The organism is Methylomonas sp. HW2-6, from assembly GCF_052474525.1.
Genome location: NZ_CP184124.1, coordinates 2,388,209 through 2,415,010 on the forward strand (window position 1 = coordinate 2,388,209; position 26,802 = coordinate 2,415,010).

Genomic DNA, 26,802 nt, shown 5'->3' on the forward strand with positions numbered 1-26,802 from the left:
TGTAGCCCTGTTGTTTGGCCTAGGCTGGAAGTTGATTTATGTCTGTGGTTTTACCCTTGTCCGGTTTGATGCGCCGCTGGTTGTCGGCGTTTTTTCTGGTGTTAGTCGCCAGCAGTTGCGCGCCGACGCTGGTGGCGCCGGTTCCGCTGGCCGGTAGCGCCCGGTTGGAGGATAACCGTTTCGTCACCGCCGACGGCGAGGCGTTGGCGTTAAGCGTTTGGCCGGCCGAGCAGCCCAAGGCAATCGTCATCGCCTTGCACGGTTTCAACGATTACCGGCGCTTCTTCGCGACCCCCGCCGAATATCTGCAAACGCAGCGGATTGCCAGTTATGCCTACGACCAGCGCGGCTTCGGCGAAAGCCGGACGCCGGGACGCTGGGCCGGCGACGATACCTATGCCGACGACCTCGGTCAATTCACCCGGCTGGTGCAGGCCCGGCATCCGGGCGTGCCGGTTTATTTGTTGGGGGAGAGCATGGGCGGTGCGGTCGTGGTCAATGCGATGACCCGGCCGGGCAAACCGGCGGTGGCCGGCCTGATCCTGGCGGCCCCGGCCGTTTGGGGCCGGGATACCATGCCCTGGTACCAGACCTCGCTGCTGTGGACGCTGTACCACACCGTGCCGTGGATGACCTTGACCGGCAAGGGCCTGAAGATCATGCCGTCGGACAATATCGAGATGTTGCGGGCCCTGGGGCGCGATCCGTTGGTGATCAAGGAAACCCGGGTCGACGCGATTTACGGTCTGACTAATCTGATGGATAACGCCCTGGGCGCGGCGGAAAAACTCGACGACGAAACGCTACTGTTGTACGGCCAAAAAGATCAGATCGTCCCGGCGGAGCCGACCAATTTGTTCGTCGAGGGCTTATTGTCCGGCCGGCCGGACAACAAAACCGTCGCTTATTACCGGAACGGTTACCACATGTTGCTGCGCGACCTGCAGGCGCCGGTGATCTGGCGCGACATCAACGCTTGGATCGACCACACCTTGCAACGCGCCGAATGGCAGGCCGCCAACCGGCTGTGACTTGCCGGCCGCGGCTTATTTTTTGGCGTTCAATAGCTGAGCGAAAAACATGATCAAGCCGATGATGAAGATGCCGGAGTACACCGCCAAACCGGTTTCGTCGCCTGCGCTCTGAGTATGGGCGCGTTTCGCCGCCAGGACCGACGCCGAAGTCCGGCCGTCGACCTCGTAGCCGGTTTTGGCCGCAGCCGCTACGGCCGGCGTCCCCGAGGCGACGCCGAGCAGCAGCGATAGGCTGAGTAGGGCTTGGGTTAGTTTGGGGAGGCGGCGTTGTTGCAGCATGTCGGTTACCCCGCGGCGCAGTCTGCATGGACCGGACGATTGTGCCGAAAAACCGCGCAGTTTAATAGGCTTTAGCGGTTGCCGGCGAACTCGTAGGCGCCGGCATCGATCGAGCCTTGAATCGGCCGCGGCACCAGTCCCAAGGGATGGCGATATTCGAATCGGGCCGTCAAATCCACGCCGGTTGCGGAAACCCCGGCAGCGCTACCTTGGTCGATCGCGCCGGCGCCGGCTCGCAAGCGATAGTCGAAGCGGTTGCCGTTGCCGAAACGCTCGCCATCGGCCCACAGGTTATGCGCTTCCCGGTGCGGGCCGAGGATGGTCGCGGTCTGGCCGATCAGCAAGTTATTGACCAATACCGCTGCGGCGACGTTGTGATTGTGTAGAAAGTAGCTGCCGGGTTTGGCGTTGACCAGCGTGTTGTTCACCAGATACAGCGGGTGCGGCTCGGTCTGGTTATGTTCGGCGGCGAACGCCACCATCGCCGGATTTTCGCTGTCGGCGGCCTGATACAGCTGGTTGCCGATCAAATAGCTCTCGCCGCCGTCCGGCAAATCCACCAAATAGCTCGACGCCCGTTTCTCGTCGCCGATACGGTTGTAAAACAGGAAATTCTGCCGGGCGCGGGATTTGACGTTGTGGCCGGTCGCGGCGTCGTGAATGTAACTGTTCCGCAACGTAAAGCGTTTGATATTGCCGATATAAACGTTGTGGCCCAATTTGCCGTACAGCCGGTAGTCGACGGTGTTGTCGCGAAATTCGGAGCCAGCTATCGTCACTTCCCGCTCGGGGTTCGCGCCGGTTAACAAACCCATCTGGTTGTCGTGGAACAGGCAGTTGCGGACGGTCAAGGAACGGCCTTCGTAGCGGATGCCGGCGCCGTTTAATGCCGGCGAGGCGGCGCCGGCAAATTCGATTTGCGCCACTTCGATCCCGTCCCCTTTCAACACCCAGATGGCCTTGGCTTCGGCGCTCTGCCCGTCGGCGTATAGCCGGGCCAGACCGCCGACACCGCGCAAGTTCAGCCGATGCTGCGGCCATACCGCCACGTCGGCTCGGTAAATTCCGGCATCGATATTGACGGTGTCGCCGTCCTGGGCCAATTCGGCCGCTTGACTGGGCCGTTGCAGCGGCCGGTTCGGCCCGACAAACCAATCTTTGGCTGCGGCGCTGCGCATGACAATCAGGCATGCCAGCACTGCGCCGACACGTAAGCGGGCGGTGGCGCTGCGCCTGGTCGGCAGCGGCGGCGCTAAAGACGCGTGGTCGGGCATAAGGTTTTGTCCGCTTCTGGTTATGGGCGCCATGCAGCCGGATTATCGATGCCGCCAATGCAGGCGAGTCGGTGAGAATGAGGCCGGCCGATTTTTGCCGAGTAATAATGCTGGATACCCGGACGAATATTGATAATAATCGCTCTCGGTACAGAGGCCGATTCGGGCTTGCTCAGCCGGCGCCGGCATTCTGCCGACAACAATAATAAGCGCAGGAGGTTTACCATGTTAGCCAAAATTGCGGTGGTCGATTACATGTCGACCAAAATGATTACCGTCACTCCTGAAACCGAGATTACTCAGGCCGTCAAGAAATTGTTGGACCATAAAATCACCAGTTTGCCGGTGGTGGACGAGCGCGGCAAATTGGTCGGCGTGTTTTCCGAAAAAGACGGCATGAAAGTGTTCGTCGGCTCGGCCTACAACCAGACCTTGGAAGGAACGGTCGGCGAATACATGACCAAGGACCCGCAACTCGTCAACGGCGACGACAGTTTGGTCGATGTTGCTGCCAAGTTTCAAGAATCGTCCACCCGCAGTTTCCCGGTGATGCAAAACGGGGCATAGGCGGGCATGATCAGCCGGATAGACGTGCTGCGCGCACTACTGGCTATGCGCTAGGCCGGAAAATCCAAGAGCCGGGGCCGTTGCGGTTGCCGCAGCGGCCTGGGCCGAAGGTTCCGGTGCCGGCGTGTTTGCCGAAACCGAGCAAATCCCAAGCAGGCCAGGTGCGGACAGGCTTGTAGAAGCCGGCTCGGCCCAGCGCGATAAATCCGTTAACCGATAATTTAGATCCTGTTATGCATGTCACTTTAGTCCACGTTCACGTCAAACCCGAACATATCCACGACTTCATCGCCGCCACTCGTTTGAACCATTTAGCGTCAGTGCAGGAAGCCGGCAACCGCCGCTTCGATGTACTGCAAGTGCCGGACAACCCCAGCCAGTTTATCTTGTACGAAGTCTATGCCACGGCCGAAGACGCGGCGGCGCACAAACAGACTGCGCACTATCTGACCTGGCGCGACACGGTCGCCGACTGGATGGCCCAGCCGCGTCAGGGAGTGCCCTACAAAGCCTTGTTTCCGGAGGCTTAAGCATGCAGAGTTTCAAACCGTTTTACATCGCCCGCCTGCCGCGCATCTTATTCGGCCGCGGCCGCCTAAACGAAGCCCCGGCTTTAATTGCCGGTTACGGCCGCAAGGCTTTGTTGGTGACCGGCAAACAGTCGTTTTTCGGTACGCCGCGTTGGCAACGTTTTATTGAGGCACTGGCCGGGCAGGGCGTCGAATGGCGGCAGTGCACGGTGTCCGGCGAACCGTCGCCGCAATTGATCGACGACACGGTCGGCCGCTTTCGCAGTGAGAATATCGAAGTTGTCGTCGCCATCGGCGGCGGCAGTGTGTTGGATGCGGCCAAAGCCATCGCCGGCCTGCTGCCCAGCGGCGACTCGGTGATGGATTATCTGGAAGGCGTCGGCCGCAACCAAACCTATCGCGGCCCCAGCACGCCGTTCATCGCCGTGCCGACCACTGCCGGCACCGGCAGCGAGGCGACCAAGAATGCTGTGCTCAGCGTGCAAGGTCCGGACGGCTTCAAAAAATCGTTTCGCGACGAATGCCTGGTGCCGGAATATGCCATCCTCGATCCGGACTTGCTGGCCACCTGCGCGCCGGAATTGATCGCCGCCGACGGCATGGATGCGCTGACCCAATTGCTGGAGTCCTATGTCTCGGCCAAGGCCAATCCCTTTACCGACGCGCTGGCCTGGAGCGGGATGGAGGCGGTCAAGTCCGGCTTTTTTGCGGCCTGGCGCGGCATCGAACCGGAAGCCGGCGAGGGCAGGGCGGCAATGGCCTACGCGGCGTTATTGTCCGGCATTACGCTGGCGCAAGTCGGTTTGGGCTCGGTACACGGTCTGGCTTCGCCGCTCGGCGCCTTCTTCCCGATCCCGCACGGCGTGGTCTGCGGCACGCTGGTCGCCGCCGCCACCGCAGTCAACATCTGCGCGCTGCAAGCCCGCGAGCCAGCTAATCCGGCTCTGGCCAAGTACGCCCAAGTCGGCCGCCTGCTGAGCGGCGAACCCGGACTGGACGATCAGCAAGCCCGCGAGGTCTTGATCTTACTGCTGGCGGAATGGAGCGACACCCTGCAACTGGACCGCCTCGGCGCCTACGGCATCGCCGCAGCCGACTTCCCCCACATCGTCGCCAACGCCCGCGGCAGCAGCATGCAGACCAATCCGATTGTGTTGACGGACGGGGAGATTGAGGAGATTTTGGCGAGAAGGGTTTGATTAAAATGCGGAGTGAAATTGGTCGGCTGGTTGCGGACCCTTAAACGTCAGTCGCTCTGATTTTATTAATGTCCGCGATTTGATATTAGGCCGATGCTGGGTTTGCAGAAGTAGGCTGGGTTGAATGATAATGAAACCTAGCTTCGAAGCGGATAAGTTTCGTTATAATAAAACAGTAGTTTGAATGCAAAGAAACCCGGTTGTTTCAAGACGTCTGCTGGGTTTCGCGTTGCTCTACCCAGCCTACGGCCCTAAATATCGGTTTGATTGGTTGTAAAAAGAGTATTTCACCAGCCTGTTAGGGATGAAACTTATTTTTCGAGATAGAAATGACAGTTACTATAAAGAATTTAGGTGCGATCAAAGACGCTACCATTGAGTTGGGCGGATTGACAATGTTTGTCGGTCCCAACGGTACCGGTAAAAGTTATTTGGCGAAAGTGCTTTATGGCTTGCAGAGACATGAAACTATAACAGGCAGTTTTTTCAAAAATGCCGATCGGTTTTATCAAATGGTTTTTGGGAAAAGTCTGTCAACTTTTCAAGATGCTTTTTCTGATTTACAGCAGCTTAAACCAGTCGATTTGCGGAAGATATTGTCTGATTTGGCTAATTTGCATGCAGAATTATTTAAGGAACAATTGGCGGATTTTTTTAATGACGACAGTAATATTTTTTCTGATACATTAATTTTCTACTCAAATATCCCTGAGCTATCTGATGATAAGTTACGGAATATAATTGACTTAGCTATTGAACAAGTTAATTCATGGCTAAATGCGCAAGCCAGTACAACTTTATTAACACCTCGGAATGATATATCGCCTGAATCAGTACCATTTGCATTGTTATGGCACTTGTTTTGGGGAGTGGGAGGAGGACTTGCTGATTATTTTCCTGCTGCACGCTCAAATTTTATGCTGACCTATAAAGAAATCTACCGTGCTAGGGCCGATGAATCCGTTGGCTTAGAAAATGTTTCCGATAAGCTTCTATTGGCTAGCAAAGGTGTTCAGACGCGTAAGGCTGGAAAGTTAATTCGATTCGACAAGCCCACGGAAGATTTTCTTGGCCGATTATATGATTTGGATGTGTCAACGAACAGTTCGTTATCAAAAATTGGTGTTAATTTGCAAAAACGCTTGTACAACAATGACCGAATTGTGATTGAACAACCAGAAGGTGGTTCGCTGCTAGATTTTAAGTTCCATATCAATAGCGATCTTGCTTCCGGTAAGATTAGATTACATCTCGCCTCTTCAATGGTAACCGAAACATCGCCGTTATTGCTTGGTTTTTGGCATTGGGTCCAGCCGAATAGTTTGGTGATTATTGATGAACCAGAGTCACACTTACATCCTGAAGCACAAAGAAGTTTAATCAGTGGTCTGGCTGAAGCCGTTAATCAAGGTCTCCAGTTAATTCTTATTACTCACAGTCCTTATATCCTCTCCTGCGTAAATAATTTAATTAAATTCAGTAATTTGATAAAAAATTTTCCTGAAGATGAAGAAGTCAGTCAACTTAAAACTGAATATCCGGATTTGATAGCGATTGATAAGCCGGTGCATGCTTACCACTTTGGTCGAGATGGCTTAGTTAAAGATATTTTGTTGGAATCTGGTTTAATTGATGAAGCTGAATTTACTGAACCTTTCGATCGAATCAATGATCTTTATCAAACTATGCGCGATATCGAATGGGAGCATAGAAAATGATAGTAAAAGTTCGAGAATCCCTCGGCATACTAGATAAATTGGATTGCGAACACGATAGTTTGTTTTTTCAGGAGAAAGGTAAAGGTGTTAAATTGTCGCCTTCAGGGAATGGTAGCGCTATGAAAATTCGAGTCGACGATCAAACCAAAAACAATGGATCCTCTGGCTTGATTTCCATTGGAGCGCGTTGCGATTGTTTGTACTTTTACGAGCAATCTGGAAAACGGTATGCGTTTTTAGTTGAGCTTAAAGGTAACAATTATCCGACCGCTTTGAAACAACTCGAAACAACAATTGAACACTGGGTTTATAAAGTTTTGTGCCAAGCTGGCAATCCGAGTAGGAAATGCGCGGTTGCAATCGTCTCCGAGAAAGCAAATATCAATCGGCCAAGAGTGGAAGAATGGGAGGATAAATTCAATCACAGGCTCATTCCAATTCGACTTCCGGAAGATCAGACGTATGATTTGGCTCAGTTGACAAAGCGTAAATTGCGTTAGCCACAAGAGTACTTCTAAGCCAAGTAGGTACGCACCGCGTACCTTCTGGCTTTCGCCACCATAACGTCATTTTAATGGTATGCGATGCGTATCCCAATGCCGTTTAGGCCGTAAGACGGATTCGGAGCGGTAGCGACAATCCGCCAAAACCTCGACCTCCCCAGCCCAGTAGGCCGGAATAAGCGTTAGCGTTTCCGGCGGGCTTTAAATCGCCAGAAACGCCGTTCGGCTTATTCTGGCCTACAGATTATGGAATTCGTTATATCCATCGGATATTGTGACGAGCCTCGTGCCCCGTACCGGCCGGCTTCAAGGCCGTAAGGCGTATTCGGAGCAGTAGCGACAGGCCCCCCCGGTTTTGCTATCGCGAAAACGTCCTACGGTTCTGGACGACCAACAAGCCCGCGATACCCTGCCATTTGACCGCCGAGGCGTCTACGGCATCCCCGCAGCAGACTTCTCCCATGTCGTCGCCAACCAGCGGCAGCATGCAGACTAATCCGATCGTGTTGACCGATGGGGAGATTGAGCAGATTTTGCCGCGGCGAGTTTGATTCGGCTGCCGCAAGCCATCGTCGGTAGTCGAGGTCTGCAAATCCAGGGTACATGGCCAACGGGTTCGGGGCCGAACCCGCCTCCGGCTTTGCGGCGCTAAGCTCTCAACCTGGTTTTTCCGATTGAATTGACTAAGCGAATCGCCGCGGTAGCCTTCCGAGCATGGGGACTAGCGATCCAAAAACTTAGTCTGTCAGAGCGCATACAACAACAAATCGCTAGTACCCCACCTCCACGGAAATTAACGCTTCAATCGAGGGGTGGCGATGCGTAGAGTTTTGATTGTAGGGGCCAGCAGCGGTATCGGCGCCGCTATTGCACGGTTGGGGAGGGCGGATTTCGAGGTTCATTCGTTATCGCGCGCCGACACGGTTGCGGATGTTTTCGCCCATCACCGCTGCGACGTCTTGAACGATCCACTCCCCGATATCGACGGTCCGCTGAACGGCTTGGTTTATTGTCCAGGCAGCATCAACCTGAAACCTTTTGCCCGCATCCAACCCGACGAATTTATCGCCGATATGCAGCTCAATCTGATCGGGGCGGTGCGTTGTCTGCAGCGGTATCAGGCAAATCTGCAAGCGGCCGAGGCGGCGTCGGTGGTGTTGTTCAGTTCCGTGGCCGTACAAACCGGTTTTCCTTTCCATACTTCGGTGTCGGCGGCCAAAGGCGCCGTTGAAGGGCTGACTCGGGCGTTGGCGGCGGAATGGGCGCCGAAAATCAGAGTCAACGCTATAGCGCCCTCACTGACCGACACGCCGTTGGCAGCCAATTTACTCAAAGAAGACGCCAAGAGGCAGGCTGCGGCAGGCCGCCATCCCCTGAAACGTCTGGGCGAGGCGGAGGATATTGCGCAAATGGCTTTGTTTTTGTTGTCGGATAAGGCGCGCTGGATCACCGGGCAAATCCAGCATGTCGACGGCGGCATTTCCGCCATAAAATCGTGATGATCACCGCAGGACTGGCTATGAATCTGCCGATCAAGCGGGAGGCATCATGAACAAGTCTTATCACCGCGTCGTCATCAGCGGCGAAAATTGGGCAGCGCTGGAACGGTTGCTGCCAGGGGGAAGGCGTAGACTTTGCGCTGATTTCTGACCGCGACGTGACGGCAATGAGTCGGCAAGCGCTAAAAACCTCGCCGGACGGGATTTGCTACCACGAGCCAGACGTGTCGCATAATCTCGAATATCGGTCGATATTGAATAATTTTCGCTGGCTCGGTTTTCCGGTAGTGAACTGGCCCGCTATTTTTGCAACGATGCGCTAAATCAAAATGGATTTTGATTTAGCGTTTATCAGTCAAGCGGTTGAGCTTGGCTGCATGTTTGCGTCGATATTTTTGGAGGTCTAAAAAACAGGTATTAATAAATTTTCAGATACTCGACAAATTTTGTTTTCATGGAATATTCAATGGTGTCAATCAGAACGAAATAGCCGGAGTATTTCCCGGCTTTTCATTGAAAATATGACGTTATTATTTGATTACGTTTCCATCATAATTAAGAATTGCCGGGAGTGATACATGAAAACATCAATTACCCATTGCCGATTAATAAAATTGGCGGTCGCTGTTAGTTTAATAACTCTTTCTTTTTCTCCAATATCCGCCCAAGCTAGCGATCACGAGACGGAATGCTTCAACTCGGTTCAAGGCAAGGTACCTTGGAATGACGAGAAGAATATGAATTGGGACCCCAAAAACATCAAACAACTTTGTGCCGGGACTACCAAGCCGGCCGAGCCCGGCGCCTGTTATCTCAGTGTGCTGGACGGCAGAGTAAACTGGGGTAAAGGGATCAGTTGGGACTGGCAAAATATCATCAATCTCTGTGCCGGCACCAATAACGCAAAAAACACCGTAGATTGTTTTGAAAAAGCGGTCGGAAAGGGTTTGGATTGGCGAGATGCAATCTTATTTTGCCAGCGAGCTGAAAAGTAATTACCTGTGTGCCGGATGGTTAATTTGATGCGATTGGCATAATGTCTGTCGGAGGCGGTAAGGCGGATTGGTAGCGATGGCTACAATCCGCCAAAACATCGAAACCATCCGGCGTTTTACTAGCGCGAAAACGCCACGCCCTGAAATACACGATGATAATAAGGATCAGTTGTTACGGTGAATAAGGTAAGGCCGATTTATGGACAATAATTCTCAGTTTACCGTCTTTACCTTTTTTAAAAACCCAGGTTTTATCTACCATTACTTCCTTTCCGGTCTTGTCGGTGACCCATACATTACCCATGGTTATGGCGACAGAGCCGTATATCTGTATACCTTCGTTATTATTGCCTGCGTTATCGTATCGAGCTTTGACCCATGGCTGAAGGGCGAAACCTTTGTCGTTAGGATAATCAGGATCGCCACCAACGAAATAGGCCAATGCGCCTTTCTTATTATTTCTAAATGTTTGGTCACCGAAAGCCAAAGTAGGCTTAAAAAACACTTTTCCGTAATCGTAGTTATAGGCGTCTGACAGAACTTTTTCGGCATACGCCTTATAATCTCCTCCTTCTTCCTTTAATTTTCCTATTTTTACCAAGGCGTCACACCAAGCTTGTTGCGCGGCATTCACTTCATCGTAGGTAATAATCGAGTTTGCACCTTCTTCGACATAGACTAAACCTAACTCGTCTATGACTTGTTGAACTGATTTGTTAGCTTTTGAATCACTTATTTGAGGCTCTTCTTTTTTAATGCCGGCGCAGGAGGTTAATAATATTGATCCTCCCAATAATAAAATGGCGTTTATTGTTTTCATGTTTTCCTACCTTTTTATTTTTTATTAAAATTGTAGTATTGCTTGATAATATTTGATATTGATGTGCTTAATTTTACAAATCTGATTCTACCAGCGTATGCTCCGTTAGCAAGGTCATAATCGTAATGGCCAACGGGCGCTGTATTGTTTTCGATTACTCAAACTGATAAAAATTCCCATCGATTTCTGCCCAATTTAACGAGTAGACGTTTCGCTCAATCGATTGGTAAAAGGGCGAATATGGCTAGTGTTTAACTTGATTTACCCGGTTGTGAATTCCGGGCAGGGCATGAGCCTTCACCGGTTATTCCGGTATGTCATTTGAAGTGATGTTGCGCTAAACTTTAATTTAAATTGAAATGGCATTTTGAGATTAGTCGCTATGATCGAATTTACAGGTAATCTGCTCCACGCCGAGCGTAAAACGGCCGGCACCGGTGGCATTATCAGTGTCGCAAAATACGCCAGCGCTGCCGAAAGCGAGGGTAATGTTTTCGAAATTGTTGGTTGGCTTAAGTCGCCTATTAAACGGAAAAACCTGCAGGGCCGTACCGATTATTTTCAACGTTATGAACTCGGTTTTAGCGATCAGTGGGAGTTGGCTCATCTATGGGCGCCACGCTTTGGTGACGAATCCGGTGCCGGCATTCTGTGGGCTCCGGTCGAGATGAATCAAACTTATCAAAACCATTTACTCGAAAGCTGGCTGGATATTTTACGTAGCGCGGCGGCCGGGCAGGTCAAACTACGGGCAACCGCAACCAGTTGGAATAACGCTTATCTGGCCCGATACTATGGTTGGAGCAGCGCTATTTTGACTCGTGCCGATTTTCTCAAACGTGTCAGTTACCAGATTATTCAATGTCCGTCAGGCATGGTTTGCCCCAAGTCGCAGGTAAAACTTTTGGGCTGCAAAATCATTTTGGAATTAACGCCGCCGAGTCCCGGCAAGGTGCCCAAAGTTAGGTTGCCTACCGTCGAATTGCCAAAATTTTGAATCGGTCCGGCAGGCTTTAAAGCGCCGGTCTGGCCTACAGATTATGGGATTCGTTATATCCGTTGGATATTGCGACGCGCCTCGTGCCCTGTTCAGCCGGCTTCAAGCCAACGCCGCCGCATCCAATAATTTCACGCCCCGCCGCTGGCGGAAACTGACGACCGGCATCAGGCCGCGGTCCCAGAGTTGGTGGGCCTGTTTTTCGGTCAATACCGTTTCGGTCGCCGCTTGCAGCACGCTTTCGCCTTCCAGCGGGTAACTGAACGCCGGTACGTCGCCGAAAAAGCCGGTATGTTCGTCGGTGGCGTGTTCGGCTCTGATCAGGAAGCGGGCGGCGAGAAAGGCCGGGTTGCTCCACAGTAGTTCCGCCGGATCGGGCGGCAGCGCGCATTCTTCAAAATCCAGGCTTTGCAACGGGTCGCGCTTGGCGCCGTACGGCAGGCGTTGTAGTACGCCGGGATAGGCCAGGATCAAGCGTTCGCCGCCGACCGCCCGGCAGATCTCCGGCCATTGTTGGCTCGGCGCGGAATCCGGGGCGAGTAGGGCCGCCGCCAGTTCGTGTCCGGCACCGGCCAGAAAACTGCCGTTACAGCATGCGGCCAACTCGCTGCAATAACGCAGCGCCGTGCGGTCCTGGCTGTCGGCGTTGAATTGGTAATTGCCCAATAACAGCACCGGTTGTTCGCCGTCGGCTGTCTGCAGATGCGCCGCCAACTTTTGTTTCAGAATATCCGGTTCGGTTTGGGCCGCTTGCGCCAATTCGTCCTGGCCGATATCCAATAGAAACAGTTGCTGCTGGTCGGCATGGTCTTCGTTTAGCAGATCGCGCAAGGCCAGCCACAGTGCTTCCAGGGCTTGAAAATCGGCGCTGTGCAACAGCGTGGCGACGAACTGCGAGACGGTCGCCGTCACCACCGACGCTAATGCCTGGTGTTCGGCGCTAACCGACTTTGCCACGTGCGGGGCGACGATGCCGCGGATCATTTGCTCCACCGAGTCGGTGGCCGCGGCTGCTTCGGGTCGTTTGCCCAGCAGGCGTTCCAACAGGTCTGCCTGACTTTCGTCGGCGGTTTCGGCGGTGGCCGGGGCCTGGGCCGTCGCCGGGAAGAAGGCGCGGATTTTGGCGGCCGCTGCTTCGGCCGTATTCGGATTGTTCAATTCCCGCTTCAATTGTTGCAAGTCCGCCAACAGCTTGATTTTGCCGATCCAGGCGTCCGGGTGGAAATCTTCAACGGCGCTAAATTCCAAAACCGAATCGGGGCCGAGAGCGATGCTCGGCGCGATTTGGCGCATCACTGGTTCGAAGTTATCGACGTCGATTTTTCGAATCGGCCGTTGCGGCCAGGGTGGCGCGTTACGGCCGGAGAAATTGCCCAGGATATAGATCCGGTAGCCGTCGTCGCCGGAGCTTTTGCGCGGCGCGCCTCGTGTTTGAAACCCCATCGTGAAATCGATTCCGCCGGCCATAACGTCTCCTGGTTAAATTGGCTGTGTCGGGCAAAAGTAGCAGACCCGGTTCGATCCAACAAGCCGCTCCGGGTCGGCCTTATCAGCCGATTGACAATCGGGCCCGGCGGGGAGTGTCATAGTGCGGCGATATCGATTTGACCAAAGCAATCCGGGGGGCGGGCGATGCAGGCGGAACAGGAGCTGGACGGACTGAGGGCGCGGGTGCGCCGATCTTACACGCTGGCGGAGGCCGAACTGGTCGCCGAGCTGCGAGCTGCGCTGGCCGATTACAGCCGGCAGGCGGTCAGCGCCGATGCCGAACGCTTGATTACCGAGGTGCGCAACCGGCAAAGCGCAGCCGATTTGTTCCAGGATTTTTTGCAGGAATACGGTTTGCAGAGCAATGAAGGCTTGCAATTGATGGCCTTGGCCGAGGCATTGCTGCGCATCCCGGACCCGGCCACCCAAAACCGGTTTTTGCAGGACAAATTGGCCGGCGGCGATTGGCGCCGGCATTGGGGACACAGCGATTCCTGGCTGATTAACCTCGCCAGCGGCGGTTTGGCACTTGGCGGCAGCATGGAGCGCTTGATTCAGCGTGCCGATTCCGAGTTAGACCTGGCCGCGGCGCTGCTGGAGCGGCTGGGGGAGCCCTTGCTGCGCGCTGCGGTCGCTCAGGCCATGCGCATCTTGGCCGAACATTTCGTCATCGCCGAGGATATCGGTTCGGCCTTGGACCGGGCTCGCCAGCGTCCGCAATACCTGTATTCGTTCGATATGCTCGGCGAGGCGGCGCTGACGGGCGCCGACGCCGAGCGTTATTACGCCGGCTACGCCGAGGCCATAGCTGTGCTGGCAACTGTTGCGGGCGGCAGTTTGTTGCGCAATCCGGGCATCTCGGTCAAATTGTCCGCCTTGTATCCACGCTACGACGTGTTGCAGCAAGGCCATGCGGTCGCGGCGATCAGCGTAAAGCTGTTGAATCTGGCCAAGCAGGCCAGGGCGGCGAATATCAGTCTGACGGTCGATGCCGAAGAGGCGGAGCGTCTGGAAATGTCGTTGGACATTTTCGCTGCGGTATTTAACGACCCGGCATTGGCCGGCTGGTCGGGTTTCGGGCTGGCGGTACAGGCCTACCAAAAGCGGGCATTGGCATTGGTCGAATGGCTGGCGGCGTTGGCCGTTTACGGCAAGCGCCGGATTCCGATCCGGTTGGTGAAAGGTGCGTATTGGGACAGCGAAATCAAACGCGCCCAAGAGGCCGGCTGGGACGATTACCCGGTGTTTACCCGTAAAGCGGCGACCGATTTGTCCTATCTGGCTTGCGCCCAGGCGATTTTGGCGCGGCCGGATTGTTTTTTCGGCCAGTTTGCCACCCATAACGCTCACAGCGTGGCGGCGATTCGGGCCTTGGCCGGCGCCGCGCATCCCGGCTATGAATTTCAACGCCTGCACGGCATGGGCGAAGCGCTGTACGACACGCTGCTCGCACAATCCGGGCCGGAATTGGCCTGCCGGGTTTACGCCCCGGTCGGGGCCCATCGCGATTTGTTACCTTATCTGGTCCGGCGTTTGTTGGAGAACGGCGCCAACAGTTCGTTCGTCAATCAGATCGAGAATCCGCAGATTCCGGCCGCGCAATTGGCCATGGATCCGGCCGAGCTTTTGCAGGTCGCGGCCGGTCCGAATTTGGTAGCGCCGCCGGACCTGTTTGCCCCGCAGCGGCGCAACTCCGCCGGTACCAATTTGAGCGATCCATCCGTACTTCAGCATCTGCGCAGCGAACTGGACCGATACGCCGCAACTGTCTGGCAGGCCTGTCCGCTGGTCGACGGCAAGCGGATAAGCGGTAGCGGCCAGCCGGTTTACACTCCGTTCGATCGGGGCGCAGTGGTCGGCCAAGTATTGGCCAGTCGCTCGGCCGACATCGACGCGGCATTGGCAAGCGCCGAGCCGGCGTTCAAGCGGTGGTGCTTACAACCCGTGGTCGAACGCGCCGCTTGCCTGCAAACGGCGGCCGATTTATTCGAGCGCCACCGCAGCGAATTGCTGGCATTATGCATCCGCGAGGGTGGTCGCACCTTGAGCGATGCCTTGGCCGAATTGCGCGAGGCGGTCGATTTGTGCCGCTACTATGCCGCCAATGCCTTAGCCTTGTTCGGCCAGCCGCTGCCGCTGCCGGGCCCGACCGGCGAGAACAATAGGCTCGATTACCGCGGCCGCGGCGTATTCGTTTGTATCAGCCCGTGGAATTTTCCGCTGGCGATTTTCGTCGGCCAAATTGCCGCGGCCTTGCTGGCCGGCAATAGCGTGATCGCCAAACCGGCCGAACAAACTGCGTTGACGGCCATGGCTGCGGTCGGGCTATTGCACCGGGCCGGCGTGCCGAAGCCGGTGTTGCAGTTGCTGCCGGGCGACGGCGAGGGCATCGGCCGGCAGCTACTAAGTGACCCGCGCGTGGTCGGCGTTGCCTTTACCGGGTCGGTAGAAACCGCCAGTCTGATTAACCGCCAATTGAGCCTGCGGCCGGGGCCGATTGCGACGCTGATCGCCGAAACCGGCGGACTCAACGCGATGCTGGCGGACAGTTCCGCGCATACCGAACAACTGGTGCGCGACGCGGTGCAATCGGCCTTCAATAGTGCCGGCCAGCGCTGTTCCGCGTTGCGGGTGTTGTTTCTGCCGGAGGAAACCTGCGAAGCCGTGAGCGAGCGTCTGATCGGCGCGATGCGCTTGTTACGTCTGGGTTCGCCGTGGGAGTTCGAGACCGACGTCGGCCCGATCATCGACGCTGCCGCCCTGGCTGCATTGCATCGACATAGGCAATACCTGGCGGAGGTCGGCAGAGTGCTGTTCCAGATGCCGCTGCCTGAACAGTGTGCGGCCGGCTATTTTTTTCCGCCGACTTTGGTGCGGATTCCAAGCCTCTCCGTGCTGGAGCGGGAAGTGTTCGGGCCGATTCTGCACATTGTCAGTTACCGCAGCGGCGAGTTGGAGCAGGTGGTCGACGCCATCAACGCTAGCGGTTACGGCTTGACCTTGGGGCTGCATACCCGGCTGGAGTCGACGATGCAATACGTGGCGCGGCACGTCAGAGTCGGCAATTTGTACATCAACCGCAATATGATCGGGGCGGTCGTCGGGGTGCAGCCGTTCGGCGGGATGGGTTTGTCCGGCACCGGGCCGAAGGCTGGCGGACCGAATTACCTAATGCGGTTTGCGGTCGAGCAAAGCGTCAGTATCAATACCGCCGCGATCGGCGGCAATCCCGGCTTGTTGCAGAACCGCGGCTGACGGCGCCGCTTCGGTCTGGCGCTATACGGTAGCGTTTAATGTCTGGGGATCACCCTGGAAGGGTTGGAAATGAATGGTATATTTGTAGGATAACTCTTACGCACTTAGCACTAGGCATGCTCAGAAATGAACGTAACCAATCCGCAATCAGGTTCCAACGACCAGGGTGGCGTACGTGCTTTGCTGCGCGATGCGACCGGGATGCAACACGACCAGCTAAACCGGCATGCTTTATTGGCGGGATTGGTTAGACCGGACTATGCTTTAGCCACATACCAATTGTTACTGCAGGCATTATTTCGGACTTACGCCGGTTTGGAGCCTGGCCTCGCCGCATTTTCCAAGCGTCAACTTGCCGGTTTGGATTATGAGCCCAGAGCCAAACTGTCCTGGTTGCAAGCGGATTTAAACCACTTCGCGATCGATTCAGCCTCGCTGAAACCCGCGGATTTGCCGCTTCCGCAAATAGCCTGTGTCGGCGACTACGTCGGCGCGCTTTACGTGGTCGAAGGGTCCACGTTGGGCGGCCAAATGATTGCCAAGTGTCTCGGTCAAAATTTGGGGCTATCGGCCGATGCCGGCGCCCGTTTTTATGCCGGTTACGGCGCCGCCACCACAAGCATGTGGCGCGGCTTTATCGATTTTGCCGAATCGATTGCCGCCGACACCGCACAAGTCACAGCGGCTCAGCTTGCCGCCAAACGGATATTCGCTTTTTTTCAACAACAGTTCGATCTCGCGGTAGTGGCGGAGTTCGGGAGCGGGAGTGGCAACCATGACTAACATTACCCGCGAGCAACTGGAGCAGGCATTGCAGAAATGTGCTTCCGAGCCCATCCACCAGATCGGCCAGATTCAGCCGCACGGTGTGCTGTTGGTGCTCGATCCGGCATCGGCGCTGCAAATCGTCCAAGCCAGCGTGAATCTGGAGCAGATTTTCGAGGTGTCTGCCGAACAGGCATTAGGCCTGACATTTGCCGATTTAGGCGGCGCCAGGGCGGCGGAGCAATTGCAGGCATTGACCGAGGTCGCACTTGGCCGCGACACCGCGGCCGGCAAACTCAGCGTGGTCGTGGCCGGGGCCTCGCGGGAGCTACAGGCGCATGTCTATCTGAGCAACGGTGGTTTTGCCGTCGAATTGATGGCGGATCAGACCGATCACAAAGAAACCCGCTTGGCGGAATTGTTGTTGCAGATGCAGGACGTCCTGTTGCATATCGATACCGACCGCGAATACTTACGCTATTTCGATCAGGTGGCGATCCTGGTGCGGACGCTGTGCGGCTACGATAGTGTGATGGTTTACCGCTTCGATTCCGAATGGAACGGCGAAGTGATCAGCCAAAGCCGGATCGAAACCGCGCCTTCCTATTTGGGTTTGCACTTTCCGGCCAGTGATATACCCGCTCAGGCGCGGCGTTTGTACACGCTGAATCTGGTGCGCGTCGTCGCGGATATCGAGGCGGACCCGGTGCCGTTGCTACCGGCGCTGAATCCCTTGGCGGCCGAACCGCTGGATATGACTTATTCGGCTCTGCGTTGCTTGTCGCCGATCCATATCCAATACCTGCGCAATATCGGCGTAAGCGCCTCCATGGTGGTATCGATCATGCAAAATGGCCGGCTGTGGGGGCTGATTGCCTGCCATCACCACGCGCCGAAGCAGGTGTCGCTGGCCGAACGCGAGGCCGTGACCTTTATCAGCCGGATGACCTCGGCCAAGCTTTCGGGCATAGAAGCGGTAGAACAGCACCGTCATGTCACGAGCGCTAACCACTTGATCGGCGAACTGCTGAACTACATCTTTACCAGTCAGGAAGAGACCATTTTGCAGCGCTTGCTGCCGGAACTGATGCAGTTGTTGCATGCCGACGGCGTCGTTGCCTTGGTCGAAGGCAAGCGCCATTGCCACGGCCTGACGCCCGATTCCGAACAACTGGACGGCCTGTTGCAATGGTTGAGCGGCAAGTGCGGCACCAGCTCGTTCAGTTGCGACCATCTGGAGCAACATTTTCCGCCGGCGATGAACTACCGGGATATCGCCTCCGGTGTACTGTGTACCCCGTTGTCCGCAGGTGTCCGAAACGGGATTGTCTGGTTTCGGGTGGAAAAGCCGCGCACGGTGAACTGGGCCGGTCATGCCGAGAAAGGTCTGGTAGCGGACGAGGCCGGCGGTTATCGGCTGACGCCGCGCAAGTCGTTCGAAGTTTGGAGCGAGTTATGGCGCGGCCGCAGCGCACCCTGGACCCACGTCGAGTTGGGTGTGGCGAATATGCTGGCGATAACGCTGCCCGAGGGGCTGGCCCAAAAAAGCCGGCTGGACCAGGCCTTGAAGGCGCAGCGTTTGCTGGATGCGGAGCTGCGAATCGCGGCGACGGCGTTCGAGTCGCAGGAAGGCATTTTGGTGCTGGACTCCGCCCACAATATCTTGCGGGTGAACCGGGCTTTTTCCCGGATTACCGGCTACCCGGCGGAATTCGTGGTCGGTAAGAATCCGCGCGATTTGCAACTGGATATACAGCGGATTAGCGATTACGCCGCGATGTGGGATGCGGTCGAGGCCGATGGTGCCTGGGAAGGGGAAACGATTCTCCGGTCCATCGACGGCCGTTTGTTCCCGATCCATTTGGCCATCTCCGCGGTCACGGACCAGGAGGGCAATCTAAAAAACTATGTCGCCAGCTTCATCGACATCAGCCAGTTGAAAGCCGCCTCCGAAGAAATCGAACGTTTGGCGTTCTACGACGCTTTAACCGGCTTACCGAATCGGCGGCTATTGCAAGACCGCTTGAAGCACTGTTTGGCGATCAGTTCTCGCAGCGGCCGGCCGGGGGCGTTGTTGTTTATCGATCTGGATAATTTCAAGATGTTGAACGACACCCTGGGCCACGATATGGGTGATCTGCTCCTGCAACAAGTCGGCCGGCGCTTGTCGGGTTGCGTGCGCGAGGGCGATACGGTGGCTCGTCTCGGCGGCGACGAGTTTGTGGTGATGTTGAGCGAATTGGGTGACGACAAACTCGATGCTTCGGCGCAAACCGAGATCGTTGCCAACAAGATTCTGGTAAGGCTGACCAAGCCCTATTTGTTGAAAGAACACGAATACAGAAACTCGCCCAGCATCGGCGCCGTATTGTTCCGCGACCACGAATTCGATATCGAGGCCTTGTTGAAGCAGGCCGATATTGCGATGTACCAAGCCAAGAAGGCCGGCAAAAACACCGTGCGCTTTTTCGATCCGCAAATGCAGGCCAATATTAACTCCAGAATGCGATTGGAAGCAGAGTTACACCGGGCCTTGGCCGAAAACCGGTTTCTGCTGCATTACCAACCCCAGGTCGGTAAAAACCATGAGGTATCCGGCGCCGAAGTGCTGATTCGTTGTCTGCATCCGGAATCCGGCTTGATTCCACCGAAGGATTTCATCCCGTTGGCGGAGGAAATCGGTTTGATTACCCCGATCGGGCAATGGGTGTTGGAAACCGCATGCCGACAATTAAAACGCTGGGAAGCCGATCCCAATACCCGGCATTTGCAATTGGCGGTGAATGTCAGCCCCAGACAATTTCGCCAGGCCGATTTTGTCGGCAAGGTGGTGCGTATCGTCAGGGATGCGGCAATCAAACCCGGTCATTTGAAATTGGAATTGACCGAAAGTTTGGTATTGGACGACATCGACGACACCATCGTCAAAATGCATGCGCTACGCGATTTCGGCGTCTGCTTTGCGATGGACGATTTCGGTACCGGCAATTCGTCTTTGTCGAATTTGCGCAAGCTGCCGATTGCACAATTGAAAATCGACCAGAGCTTTATCCAGGACATTTTAGAAGACCCCGACGATACCGTGATCGTGCAAACCATCATCGCGATGGCGAAAAATCTGGGGATGGATGTGATCGCCGAGGGGGTCGAAACCGGTGCGCAGCGTTCCTTTCTGGAGCAGCACGGTTGCGATGCGTTTCAAGGTTATTTGTTCGGCAAGCCGATGCCGATCGCCGATTTCGAGGCCCTGTTGCGCGGCGGTTTGCCGCAGGCCTGAGCACAATGCCGTTAAGTTAAGGAACAAAACGGCTGGTTCACATCCTGTAGGAGCAGGCCATGCCTGCGACCGAAGCCGTTTGATCGCGGGCAGGGGTTCCTACAATCCTTAACTTAACGACATTGGGCCTGAGCAGACGGAGCGCCTGTGTCGGGTTGCGGATGGCGGACAAATTGCGATCTAGCAACTATGCTTACCCGACTTTATTAACCCTCGCTAGCCATGCCGCCGTCTTTGAATAAAAAACTGACCGTCACCTATCGCTTGTGGAAAAAGTTGTTGGTTTTCTGTTTGGGCTTGCCACTGGCGCTAGTGCTGGTTTGGGTGGGTTTGAGCAGTAACTTTTATTTGTTGGAAGTGAGTTTTGTACTGTTTAGTGTGTATGTGTTCAGATGGTGCGGCCAGATTCTGAATACGCGTTGGTTCACGTTCTACCCCGATAAAATTGTCAAGCGCGGTTGGTTTGGAGAAACCGTAATTCCGACCCACTCTCTGGCCTTAAAACAAAACAAACAAGACGGCATCGAATCGCTGTATTTTTTTCACGGCACCGACAAAAATAGCCGCGAGTCGGTCACTGTAGACGGTAGTTATCTGTCGGAAGAGCACCGACTATGGCTGGATTCCTACCGGCGCAATATTTACCGGATCGGCGATTTTATGCGGGCGCCGAGCAGCAATAGCGCGGCTTGCGTCGAGTTCGAAAAGGCGGTGGCCAGCTTTCGTTTCATTACCATCCTGACCATCTTGTACTTGTTGGTGTATGTCGTCTACGCCACTTACCTGTCCTGGCATTACCCGGTCTTCAACGGTTATGCGCCGGCGGCGTCGATCTGGCCGATTCGGGTATTGTTCGTTGCGCTAGCGTTGGCTGCCTATCCGCTGTTGCGTCTGCAAGCCCGCCTGCCGTTGGCCGAGCGCAATTACAACCAGCGGGTACAGCGGGGCCAAAGCCAGGCCTTACGCTCGGCCTTGCTGGCGAACGGCGTAGCCTGGCTGGGTTTGCCGCTGTGCCTGTTAACCGGCAACAAACTGGATTTTTACATGCTGTTGTTGGTTGGCGGCGTTTACCATCGCGATTTCTATCCGCGGCTGTCGGATTGGGAGCAGTTGTTGCAAGTGGCCCCGGAAGGTCAAAGCGTGCCGCCGATTCCGCGCCGCTCGCTGCAGGTCTCGCTGGCTTTGCTCGGCAGCCTGTCCTTGGCCGGTTACGCCGGCCAGCCCGGCGATTTCAAAATTCGGCAGGATTGCACCGACGCCAACGGCAATCCGGTCGAATGCGACAACAGCCATAGCGGCAGCCACGGCGGCGGTTCCGGTTCCAGTTACCGCGGCGGCAGCGACGACGGCCACAGCGGCACCCGCCGCGGCGGTTTCGGCTCCTTCGGCGGTTCGCACGGCTTTTTCGGCGGCTGAGATGCAACGCCTGGAACGGCAAGCGCGCGCCGACTGGCGGCAACGGCTGGAAGCGGTCGGCATGAATTTCCATACCATAGACGGCGCCGTCTATTGGGACGAATCGGCCTGCTACCGCTTCAGCCGCAGCCAGATCGATGTGCTGGACGACGCCACCGCCGAACTGCATCGGCTGTGTTTGCAAGCTGTCGAACAAGTGATCCGTCGCGATTGGTTCGAGCGGCTGCGGATTCCGCGTTGGGCCGCGCCCTATCTGACCGCATCCTGGGAACGCGGCGACCCCAGTTTGTTCGGCCGCTTCGATCTGGCCTGGGACGGCAGCGGGCCGCCGAAACTGCTGGAATACAATGCCGACACGCCGACCGCGTTGCCGGAGGCGGCCGTCGCGCAATGGTTCTGGCTGAGCGATTGTTACCCGCAGGCCGACCAGTTCAACTCCATCCACGAAAAACTGATCGCCTTCTGGCAAGGCTATCGGCACAGCCACGCCGAGGTCTATTTTGCCGGCGTCGCCCATAGCGACGAGGATGCCGGCAATGTCGCCTATTTGATGGACACCGCGTTGCAGGCCGGCATTCGTCCGCATTGGCTGGCGATCGAAGACATCGGCTGGCAGGCGGCGGCGCAACAATTCGTCGATTTGCAGGATCGGCCGATTCGGAGTCTATTCAAACTGTACCCCTGGGAATGGCTGCTGCGCGAGGAATTCGGCCCCTATCTGCCCAAAGCCAATCCGAGCCTGTTGGAGCCGGCCTGGAAGCAAATCCTCAGCAACAAAGGCATTCTGCCGATCTTGTGGGAATTGTTCGAAGGCCACCCCAACTTGCTGCAGGCCAGCTTCGCCGATAAGCCCATGCTCGGCGACTTTGTACGCAAGCCGCTGTATTCGCGCGAAGGCGCCAACATCGAAATCCGCCGCGGCAGCAGCGTCGTCGAGTCCGCCGGCCTTTACGGCGACGACGGCTATATCTATCAACGTTACACGCCGCTGCCCGAGTTCGCCGGCAACTATCCGGTGATCGGTTCCTGGGTCGTCGCCGGCCAGCCGGCCGGTATCGGCATTCGCGAGGACAAAACCGAAATCACCGGCAACAATAGCCGGTTCGTACCGCATTTTTTCGTCGAGGACTGATTATGCCCACCATCGATTTAGCCGAGTTAGCGGCCGCAGCCAACGGCTTTGTTTTGCATTTTCTGGCGGCCGTCGCGCTCAGCGCGCTGTTCGGTTTTTGCTATTTGCAGATCACGCCGTATGCCGAGTTCAAATTGATCCGCGCCGGTAAAACCGCGCCGGCGCTGGCCTTCACCGGCGCCGTGCTCGGGTTTGCGCTGGCCTTGGCCGGAGCGATCGCCAACAGCGTTTCCTTTACCGACATGCTGATCTGGGCCGGTGTCGCCTTTTTCGTCCAAACCTTGGTGTTCGTCGGCGTGCGTCTGGCTTTTGCCGATTTATGCGAACGCATCGCCGGCGACGAAATCGGTCCGGCGGTGGTATTGGCCGGTTTTTCGCTGGCGGCCGGGGTACTGAATGCCGCCTGCATGAGTTACTGATGGCCGAGTCGATTGGGCCGCAGCGAATTTTGATCGTCGAGGACGAACCGGCAATTGCCGATACCTTGATTTACGCGCTGCGCCAAAACGGTTATCAGCCCGAGCATGCCGATTTGCTGCAAACCGGCTTGGCCCGCTTGCAAACCGAGCCGTTTGCGCTGGCGATCCTGGATGTCGGTTTGCCGGACGGCTCCGGCTTCGAGTTGTGCCGGCAATTGCGCCGGTTTTCGCAAATACCGGTGATGTTTTTGACCGCGCACGGCGACGAGATCGACCGCATCGTCGGCCTGGAAATCGGCGCCGACGACTACGTGACCAAGCCGTTCAGCCCGCGCGAAGTGGCGGCGCGGGTCGGCGCCATCCTGCGCCGGATGCAGCCGGCCCCGATCCAGCCGGGTAACGCCGATTTCGAGCTGGATGGTCAGGCCGGTCGCATCCGTTATTGCGGCCGCTTGCTGGAACTGACTCGTTACGAATATTTGTTATTGAAGCTGCTGATCGAGCACCCGACGCGGATTTTTTCGCGCGAGCAACTGCTGGAACGGGTCTGGCGCGATCCGGGCGACGTGTTCGACCGCACCGTCGATACCCATATCAAAACCTTGCGCGCCAAACTGCGCGCCATCGCCGACGCCGATCCGATCCGTACCCATCGCGGCCTGGGCTACAGCCTGGAAAGCCGATGAAATTGTCGGTGCGGCTGTTTTTGGGCTATTTCCTGCTGGTCGCGGTCACCGGGCAGTTGGTGTTGCTGCTGGTGGTCAAGCAAATCAGCCCCGGCGTGCGCATGGCCCTGGAAGCCAGTCTGGTCGACACCGCCAACCTGCTGGCCGAACTCGCGGCACCCGAGCTGGCGCGCGGGGCGATTGCTGACGGCCAATTCGCCGACGCGGTGCGGCGTTACAGCAAGCGGCCGGTGTCGGCGACCATATTCGGCTTTCCGAAACAAAGTCTGGATTACCGGGTGTACGTCACCGACGCCGCCGGCATCGTCCGCTTCGATTCGGCCGGCAGCGCGCTCGGCGAAAATTACGCGCGCTGGAATGACGTCTATCTAACCTTGCAAGGCCGCTACGGCGCCCGTTCCAGTCAATCGGACCCGGACGATAAGCGCAGTTCGACCATGCATGTGGCGGCGCCGGTGCGCGACGGCGAAAAATTGATCGGCGTCGTCACGGTGGCTTATCCGACCGCGTTGCTGCAACCCATCGTCGAGGCCGGCAAGGCCGCGGTACAGCGCGGCGCGCTGTGGTTGTTCGGCGGCGCGCTGCTGTTCGGCGCGGTGTTCAACTGGCGTTTGACCCGGGCAATCGATTTGTTGGTGGCTTACGCCCGTGCCGTGACTTCCGGCGGCAAGGCCACGCCGCCGCAATTGCACAGCGTGGAATTGGCGACCTTGGCCCAAACCCTGGAAACCATGCGCCGCGAGTTGGAAGGCAAGCAATACGTCGAACGCTACGTGCAAACTCTGACCCACGAAATGAAGAGCCCGCTGGCGGCAATCCGCGGTGCGGCGGAATTGCTGGAAGACCCGTTGCCCGACGCCGAGCGCCGCCGCTTTGCCGGCAACGCCCGCGAGCAGGCGGAACGGCTGGACCAATTGATCGAACGCCTGTTGGGCTTGGCGGCGTTGGAGCAACGCCAGCAGTTGGCCGAGCCCAAGCGGCTGGATTTGGCCGTGTTGGCGCAGGCCGTCGCCGCCGAAAAAGCCGCGCCCCTGGTGCAACGGCAGCTCGGCGTCGCCTTCGAGTTTGCCGGCGAGTTGCCGGTGGTGGGTGAGGAATTCCTGTTGCGCCAAGCCTTGTCCAATCTGCTGGATAACGCCATCGCTTTCGCCCCGGCCGGCTCGCTGATCGAAATCGATGGCCGCAGCGAAAACCAGCGCGCGCACTTGTGTATCCGCGACCACGGTCCGGGCATCCCCGATTATGCCTTGCCGCGCCTGTTCGAACGTTTTTACTCGCTGCCGCGGCCGGATACCGGCCGCAAAAGCACCGGTCTGGGCCTGGCCTTCGTCCGCGAAGTGGCCGTGTTGCACGGCGGCGAAATCAAGGTCGGCAACGCCGAGGGCGGCGGGGTAAAGGCCGTTTTGAGTTTCCCCGCGGCTTAGTGCTGCCGGTCCGGCGAATTCTTGAAAATATGTTATCCGCATCACATAATTCGCTATTATTCTCGACCATTGCCGCAGCGAATTCGGCTGGGCCTAACCCTTGCAACCCGGAAACTCAGACCAGATGAAGCATTCCAAACTGATGCCGCAACCGACTGCACGCGCGGATATGCGGTCGATTGCCCTCAACGGTTCGGCGGCTGTTTGCCGCGCCGATGAATCTCCAATATTGAAAAATCCGTATCGGTTGGCCGCCGTTGGGCTGTTGGTGGTCGCCACCATCCCGGCTGACGCCGCGTCGTTGGATCAACAGATTCGCGCGCTGCTGGCCAAGGACGGCAACCAACTCGGTTGCGCGCAGTTGGTGGGCAGTTCGCCGCGCCAGACCGGCGGCGGTCAGCAGCCATTGAATTTCGGTCCGCAATTGGCCAGTTTGTGCGGCACCATCCCGGCCGGGAATCCGCCGCCGGTAGGCGGTGCGCCTGGTGGCGGCGCGGCGGGGAGTTCGGCTGCCGGCGCGGCGTTTTCCGCCCTCGGCCAAGCCGATCTCGTCCTGAAAAAACGCCGCGGCCAAGCGGACGCCGGCCAGGATCTAGCCAAGGGCGGTGCTGCCGGGGACGGCGAGATGGCCTTGTTACCCGGCGTGAATCTGTTTTTCAACGCCGATTACCGGGCATTGGATCGGCGCCAAACCGAATTGGAGCGGGGATATGTCTCCAACGAGGCCGGCTTCAGCTTGGGTATCGACACCATGCCGACCGACTGGGCCGTGGCCGGGTTGGCGGTCAACTATTCGCGCTGGCACGGCGACCAGTTTAACGGCGGCGGCTTCGACACCGACTCCTACGGGCCGACCTTGTTTGCCTCCTTGTTTCCCTGGCAAGGCTTTTTCGCCGACTTGTCGTTTCAATACCTGCGCAAAGACGGCAGCAACGCCAATCGCCGCGATTACTTGCGCGAAGACAACACCAATTTCGGCGGTGCGATCAGCGGCACGCCCGGTGCCGACCAATTCGAGGGCAATCTGTCTACCGGCTACGACTTGACGCTGGGCGGTTTGACTCTCGGTCCCCGCGCCACGGTCCGCTACCGCCACGCGGCGATGGATGCGTATAGCGAGCAGGGTAGCTCCGGCCTGGAACTGCGCTATCTGGCGGACCGGCTGACCTCGGTGCAATCCAGCGTCGGCGCCCAGGCATCCTACGCAATCAGTACCTCGTGGGGCGTATTGGTGCCGCAGGTCAACGCCGATTGGACCCACGAATACGACAACGGCCAGCGCACGATTTACGTGCAATTCGCGCAAGATTTCCGCGCGCTGCCGACCACGTTCGGTTTCCAAACCGACCGGCCCGACCGGGATTTTTTCCATGTCGGCGGCGGCCTGGTCGCGGTAATGCCCAACGGCTGGCAGGCTTACGCCAATTTCGACGCTTTGCTCGGCCACGCCTATTTCGACAACTACATCGGGACCATCGGCATCCGCCTGGGCTTGTAGCAGACTGCGTCGGCGGCCGTTGCTGTT

At 56.9% G+C, this 26,802-nt stretch carries 22 protein-coding genes; 18 read left to right on the forward strand and 4 right to left on the reverse strand.

All coding sequences use genetic code 11. The features are described 5' to 3' along the window. The first annotated feature begins 38 nt into the window (after nucleotides 1–38). Nucleotides 39–1,031, forward strand: coding sequence for an alpha/beta hydrolase (locus tag ACH518_RS11875; protein ID WP_445370234.1), 993 nt, complete (start codon nucleotides 39–41; stop codon nucleotides 1,029–1,031). A 15-nt stretch (nucleotides 1,032–1,046) separates the two neighbouring features. Here ACH518_RS11875 and ACH518_RS11880 read toward each other — a convergent pair whose 3' ends face one another. Further along, complete coding sequence (locus ACH518_RS11880; RefSeq protein ID WP_445370235.1) at nucleotides 1,047–1,313, reverse strand: hypothetical protein; 267 nt, start codon at nucleotides 1,311–1,313, stop codon at nucleotides 1,047–1,049. Nucleotides 1,314–1,384: 71 nt separating this feature from the next. Continuing rightward, a complete protein-coding gene (locus ACH518_RS11885) occupies nucleotides 1,385–2,587 on the reverse strand; it encodes a right-handed parallel beta-helix repeat-containing protein (protein WP_445370236.1) in 1,203 nt (400 codons plus the stop codon). Between the two features lie 225 nt (nucleotides 2,588–2,812). On the opposite strand from ACH518_RS11885, the gene ACH518_RS11890 reads away from it, so the two are divergent. From ACH518_RS11890 to ACH518_RS11920, 7 genes are all read left to right on the forward strand, one after another. Continuing rightward, the gene (locus ACH518_RS11890) at nucleotides 2,813–3,154 is read left to right on the forward strand and encodes a CBS domain-containing protein (protein WP_445370237.1); all 342 of its coding nucleotides are present in this window, start codon (nucleotides 2,813–2,815) and stop codon (nucleotides 3,152–3,154) included. Nucleotides 3,155–3,387: 233 nt separating this feature from the next. Beyond that, a complete protein-coding gene (locus ACH518_RS11895) occupies nucleotides 3,388–3,684 on the forward strand; it encodes an antibiotic biosynthesis monooxygenase (protein WP_445370238.1) in 297 nt (98 codons plus the stop codon). Between the two features lie 2 nt (nucleotides 3,685–3,686). Then, nucleotides 3,687–4,883 carry an iron-containing alcohol dehydrogenase gene (locus ACH518_RS11900; protein WP_445370239.1) on the forward strand — a complete coding sequence of 399 codons (1,197 nt, stop codon included), beginning with the start codon at nucleotides 3,687–3,689 and terminating at the stop codon, nucleotides 4,881–4,883. 329 nt (nucleotides 4,884–5,212) lie between these two features. Then, entirely contained in the window at nucleotides 5,213–6,601 is a 1,389-nt protein-coding gene (locus tag ACH518_RS11905) for an AAA family ATPase (RefSeq protein WP_140912249.1), read from the forward strand. After that, the gene (locus tag ACH518_RS11910; protein WP_140912248.1) at nucleotides 6,598–7,101 is read left to right on the forward strand and encodes a hypothetical protein; all 504 of its coding nucleotides are present in this window, start codon (nucleotides 6,598–6,600) and stop codon (nucleotides 7,099–7,101) included. Before ACH518_RS11905 ends, ACH518_RS11910 begins: the two co-directional genes overlap by 4 nt. Nucleotides 7,102–7,922: 821 nt before the next feature. Then, nucleotides 7,923–8,603 (forward strand): SDR family NAD(P)-dependent oxidoreductase, encoded by a 681-nt coding sequence (locus ACH518_RS11915; RefSeq protein ID WP_445370240.1) that lies wholly within the window; start codon nucleotides 7,923–7,925, stop codon nucleotides 8,601–8,603. A gap of 578 nt (nucleotides 8,604–9,181) precedes the next feature. Next, nucleotides 9,182–9,598: a hypothetical protein gene (locus tag ACH518_RS11920; RefSeq protein WP_445370241.1), complete on the forward strand. Its 417-nt coding sequence runs from the start codon at nucleotides 9,182–9,184 to the stop codon at nucleotides 9,596–9,598. Between the two features lie 172 nt (nucleotides 9,599–9,770). On the opposite strand, the gene ACH518_RS11925 is transcribed toward ACH518_RS11920, so the two are convergent. Further along, complete coding sequence (locus ACH518_RS11925) at nucleotides 9,771–10,418, reverse strand: hypothetical protein (protein WP_140912244.1); 648 nt, start codon at nucleotides 10,416–10,418, stop codon at nucleotides 9,771–9,773. A 382-nt stretch (nucleotides 10,419–10,800) separates the two neighbouring features. On the opposite strand from ACH518_RS11925, the gene ACH518_RS11930 reads away from it, so the two are divergent. Beyond that, the gene (locus tag ACH518_RS11930; RefSeq protein WP_445370242.1) at nucleotides 10,801–11,415 is read left to right on the forward strand and encodes a polymorphic toxin type 4 domain-containing protein; all 615 of its coding nucleotides are present in this window, start codon (nucleotides 10,801–10,803) and stop codon (nucleotides 11,413–11,415) included. A gap of 102 nt (nucleotides 11,416–11,517) precedes the next feature. Here the strand turns inward: ACH518_RS11930 and ACH518_RS11935 are convergent, their stop codons facing one another. Beyond that, nucleotides 11,518–12,882: a type VI secretion system contractile sheath domain-containing protein gene (locus ACH518_RS11935; protein ID WP_445370243.1), complete on the reverse strand. Its 1,365-nt coding sequence runs from the start codon at nucleotides 12,880–12,882 to the stop codon at nucleotides 11,518–11,520. Between the two features lie 165 nt (nucleotides 12,883–13,047). Here ACH518_RS11935 and putA point away from each other — a divergent pair, with 165 nt between their 5' ends. The 9 genes from putA to ACH518_RS11980 all read left to right on the forward strand — a co-directional run bounded on the left by putA (nucleotide 13,048) and on the right by ACH518_RS11980 (nucleotide 26,775). Next, nucleotides 13,048–16,158 (forward strand): bifunctional proline dehydrogenase/L-glutamate gamma-semialdehyde dehydrogenase PutA, encoded by a 3,111-nt coding sequence (gene putA / locus ACH518_RS11940; protein WP_445370244.1) that lies wholly within the window; start codon nucleotides 13,048–13,050, stop codon nucleotides 16,156–16,158. 126 nt (nucleotides 16,159–16,284) lie between these two features. Beyond that, a complete protein-coding gene (locus tag ACH518_RS11945) occupies nucleotides 16,285–16,941 on the forward strand; it encodes a biliverdin-producing heme oxygenase (protein WP_445370245.1) in 657 nt (218 codons plus the stop codon). Continuing rightward, nucleotides 16,934–20,200, forward strand: a complete 3,267-nt coding sequence (locus tag ACH518_RS11950; RefSeq protein WP_445370246.1) for an EAL domain-containing protein — start codon at nucleotides 16,934–16,936, stop codon at nucleotides 20,198–20,200. The genes ACH518_RS11945 and ACH518_RS11950 overlap by 8 nt, the downstream gene beginning before the upstream one ends. Nucleotides 20,201–20,434: 234 nt before the next feature. Beyond that, on the forward strand, nucleotides 20,435–21,616 hold the full coding sequence (locus tag ACH518_RS11955) for a hypothetical protein (protein WP_445370247.1): 1,182 nt from the start codon (nucleotides 20,435–20,437) through the stop codon (nucleotides 21,614–21,616). 1 nt (nucleotide 21,617) lies between these two features. Continuing rightward, a complete protein-coding gene (locus ACH518_RS11960) occupies nucleotides 21,618–22,748 on the forward strand; it encodes a glutathionylspermidine synthase family protein (RefSeq protein ID WP_445370248.1) in 1,131 nt (376 codons plus the stop codon). Nucleotides 22,749–22,750: 2 nt separating this feature from the next. Next, nucleotides 22,751–23,167 (forward strand): DUF350 domain-containing protein, encoded by a 417-nt coding sequence (locus ACH518_RS11965; RefSeq protein ID WP_278212385.1) that lies wholly within the window; start codon nucleotides 22,751–22,753, stop codon nucleotides 23,165–23,167. Beyond that, a complete protein-coding gene (gene creB / locus ACH518_RS11970) occupies nucleotides 23,167–23,853 on the forward strand; it encodes a two-component system response regulator CreB (RefSeq protein ID WP_445370249.1) in 687 nt (228 codons plus the stop codon). Before ACH518_RS11965 ends, creB begins: the two co-directional genes overlap by 1 nt. Beyond that, on the forward strand, nucleotides 23,850–25,277 hold the full coding sequence (gene creC, locus ACH518_RS11975; RefSeq protein ID WP_445370250.1) for a two-component system sensor histidine kinase CreC: 1,428 nt from the start codon (nucleotides 23,850–23,852) through the stop codon (nucleotides 25,275–25,277). The genes creB and creC overlap by 4 nt, the downstream gene beginning before the upstream one ends. A 124-nt stretch (nucleotides 25,278–25,401) precedes the next feature. Beyond that, nucleotides 25,402–26,775, forward strand: a complete 1,374-nt coding sequence (locus tag ACH518_RS11980; RefSeq protein ID WP_445370251.1) for an autotransporter outer membrane beta-barrel domain-containing protein — start codon at nucleotides 25,402–25,404, stop codon at nucleotides 26,773–26,775. Nucleotides 26,776–26,802 lie beyond the last annotated feature (27 nt).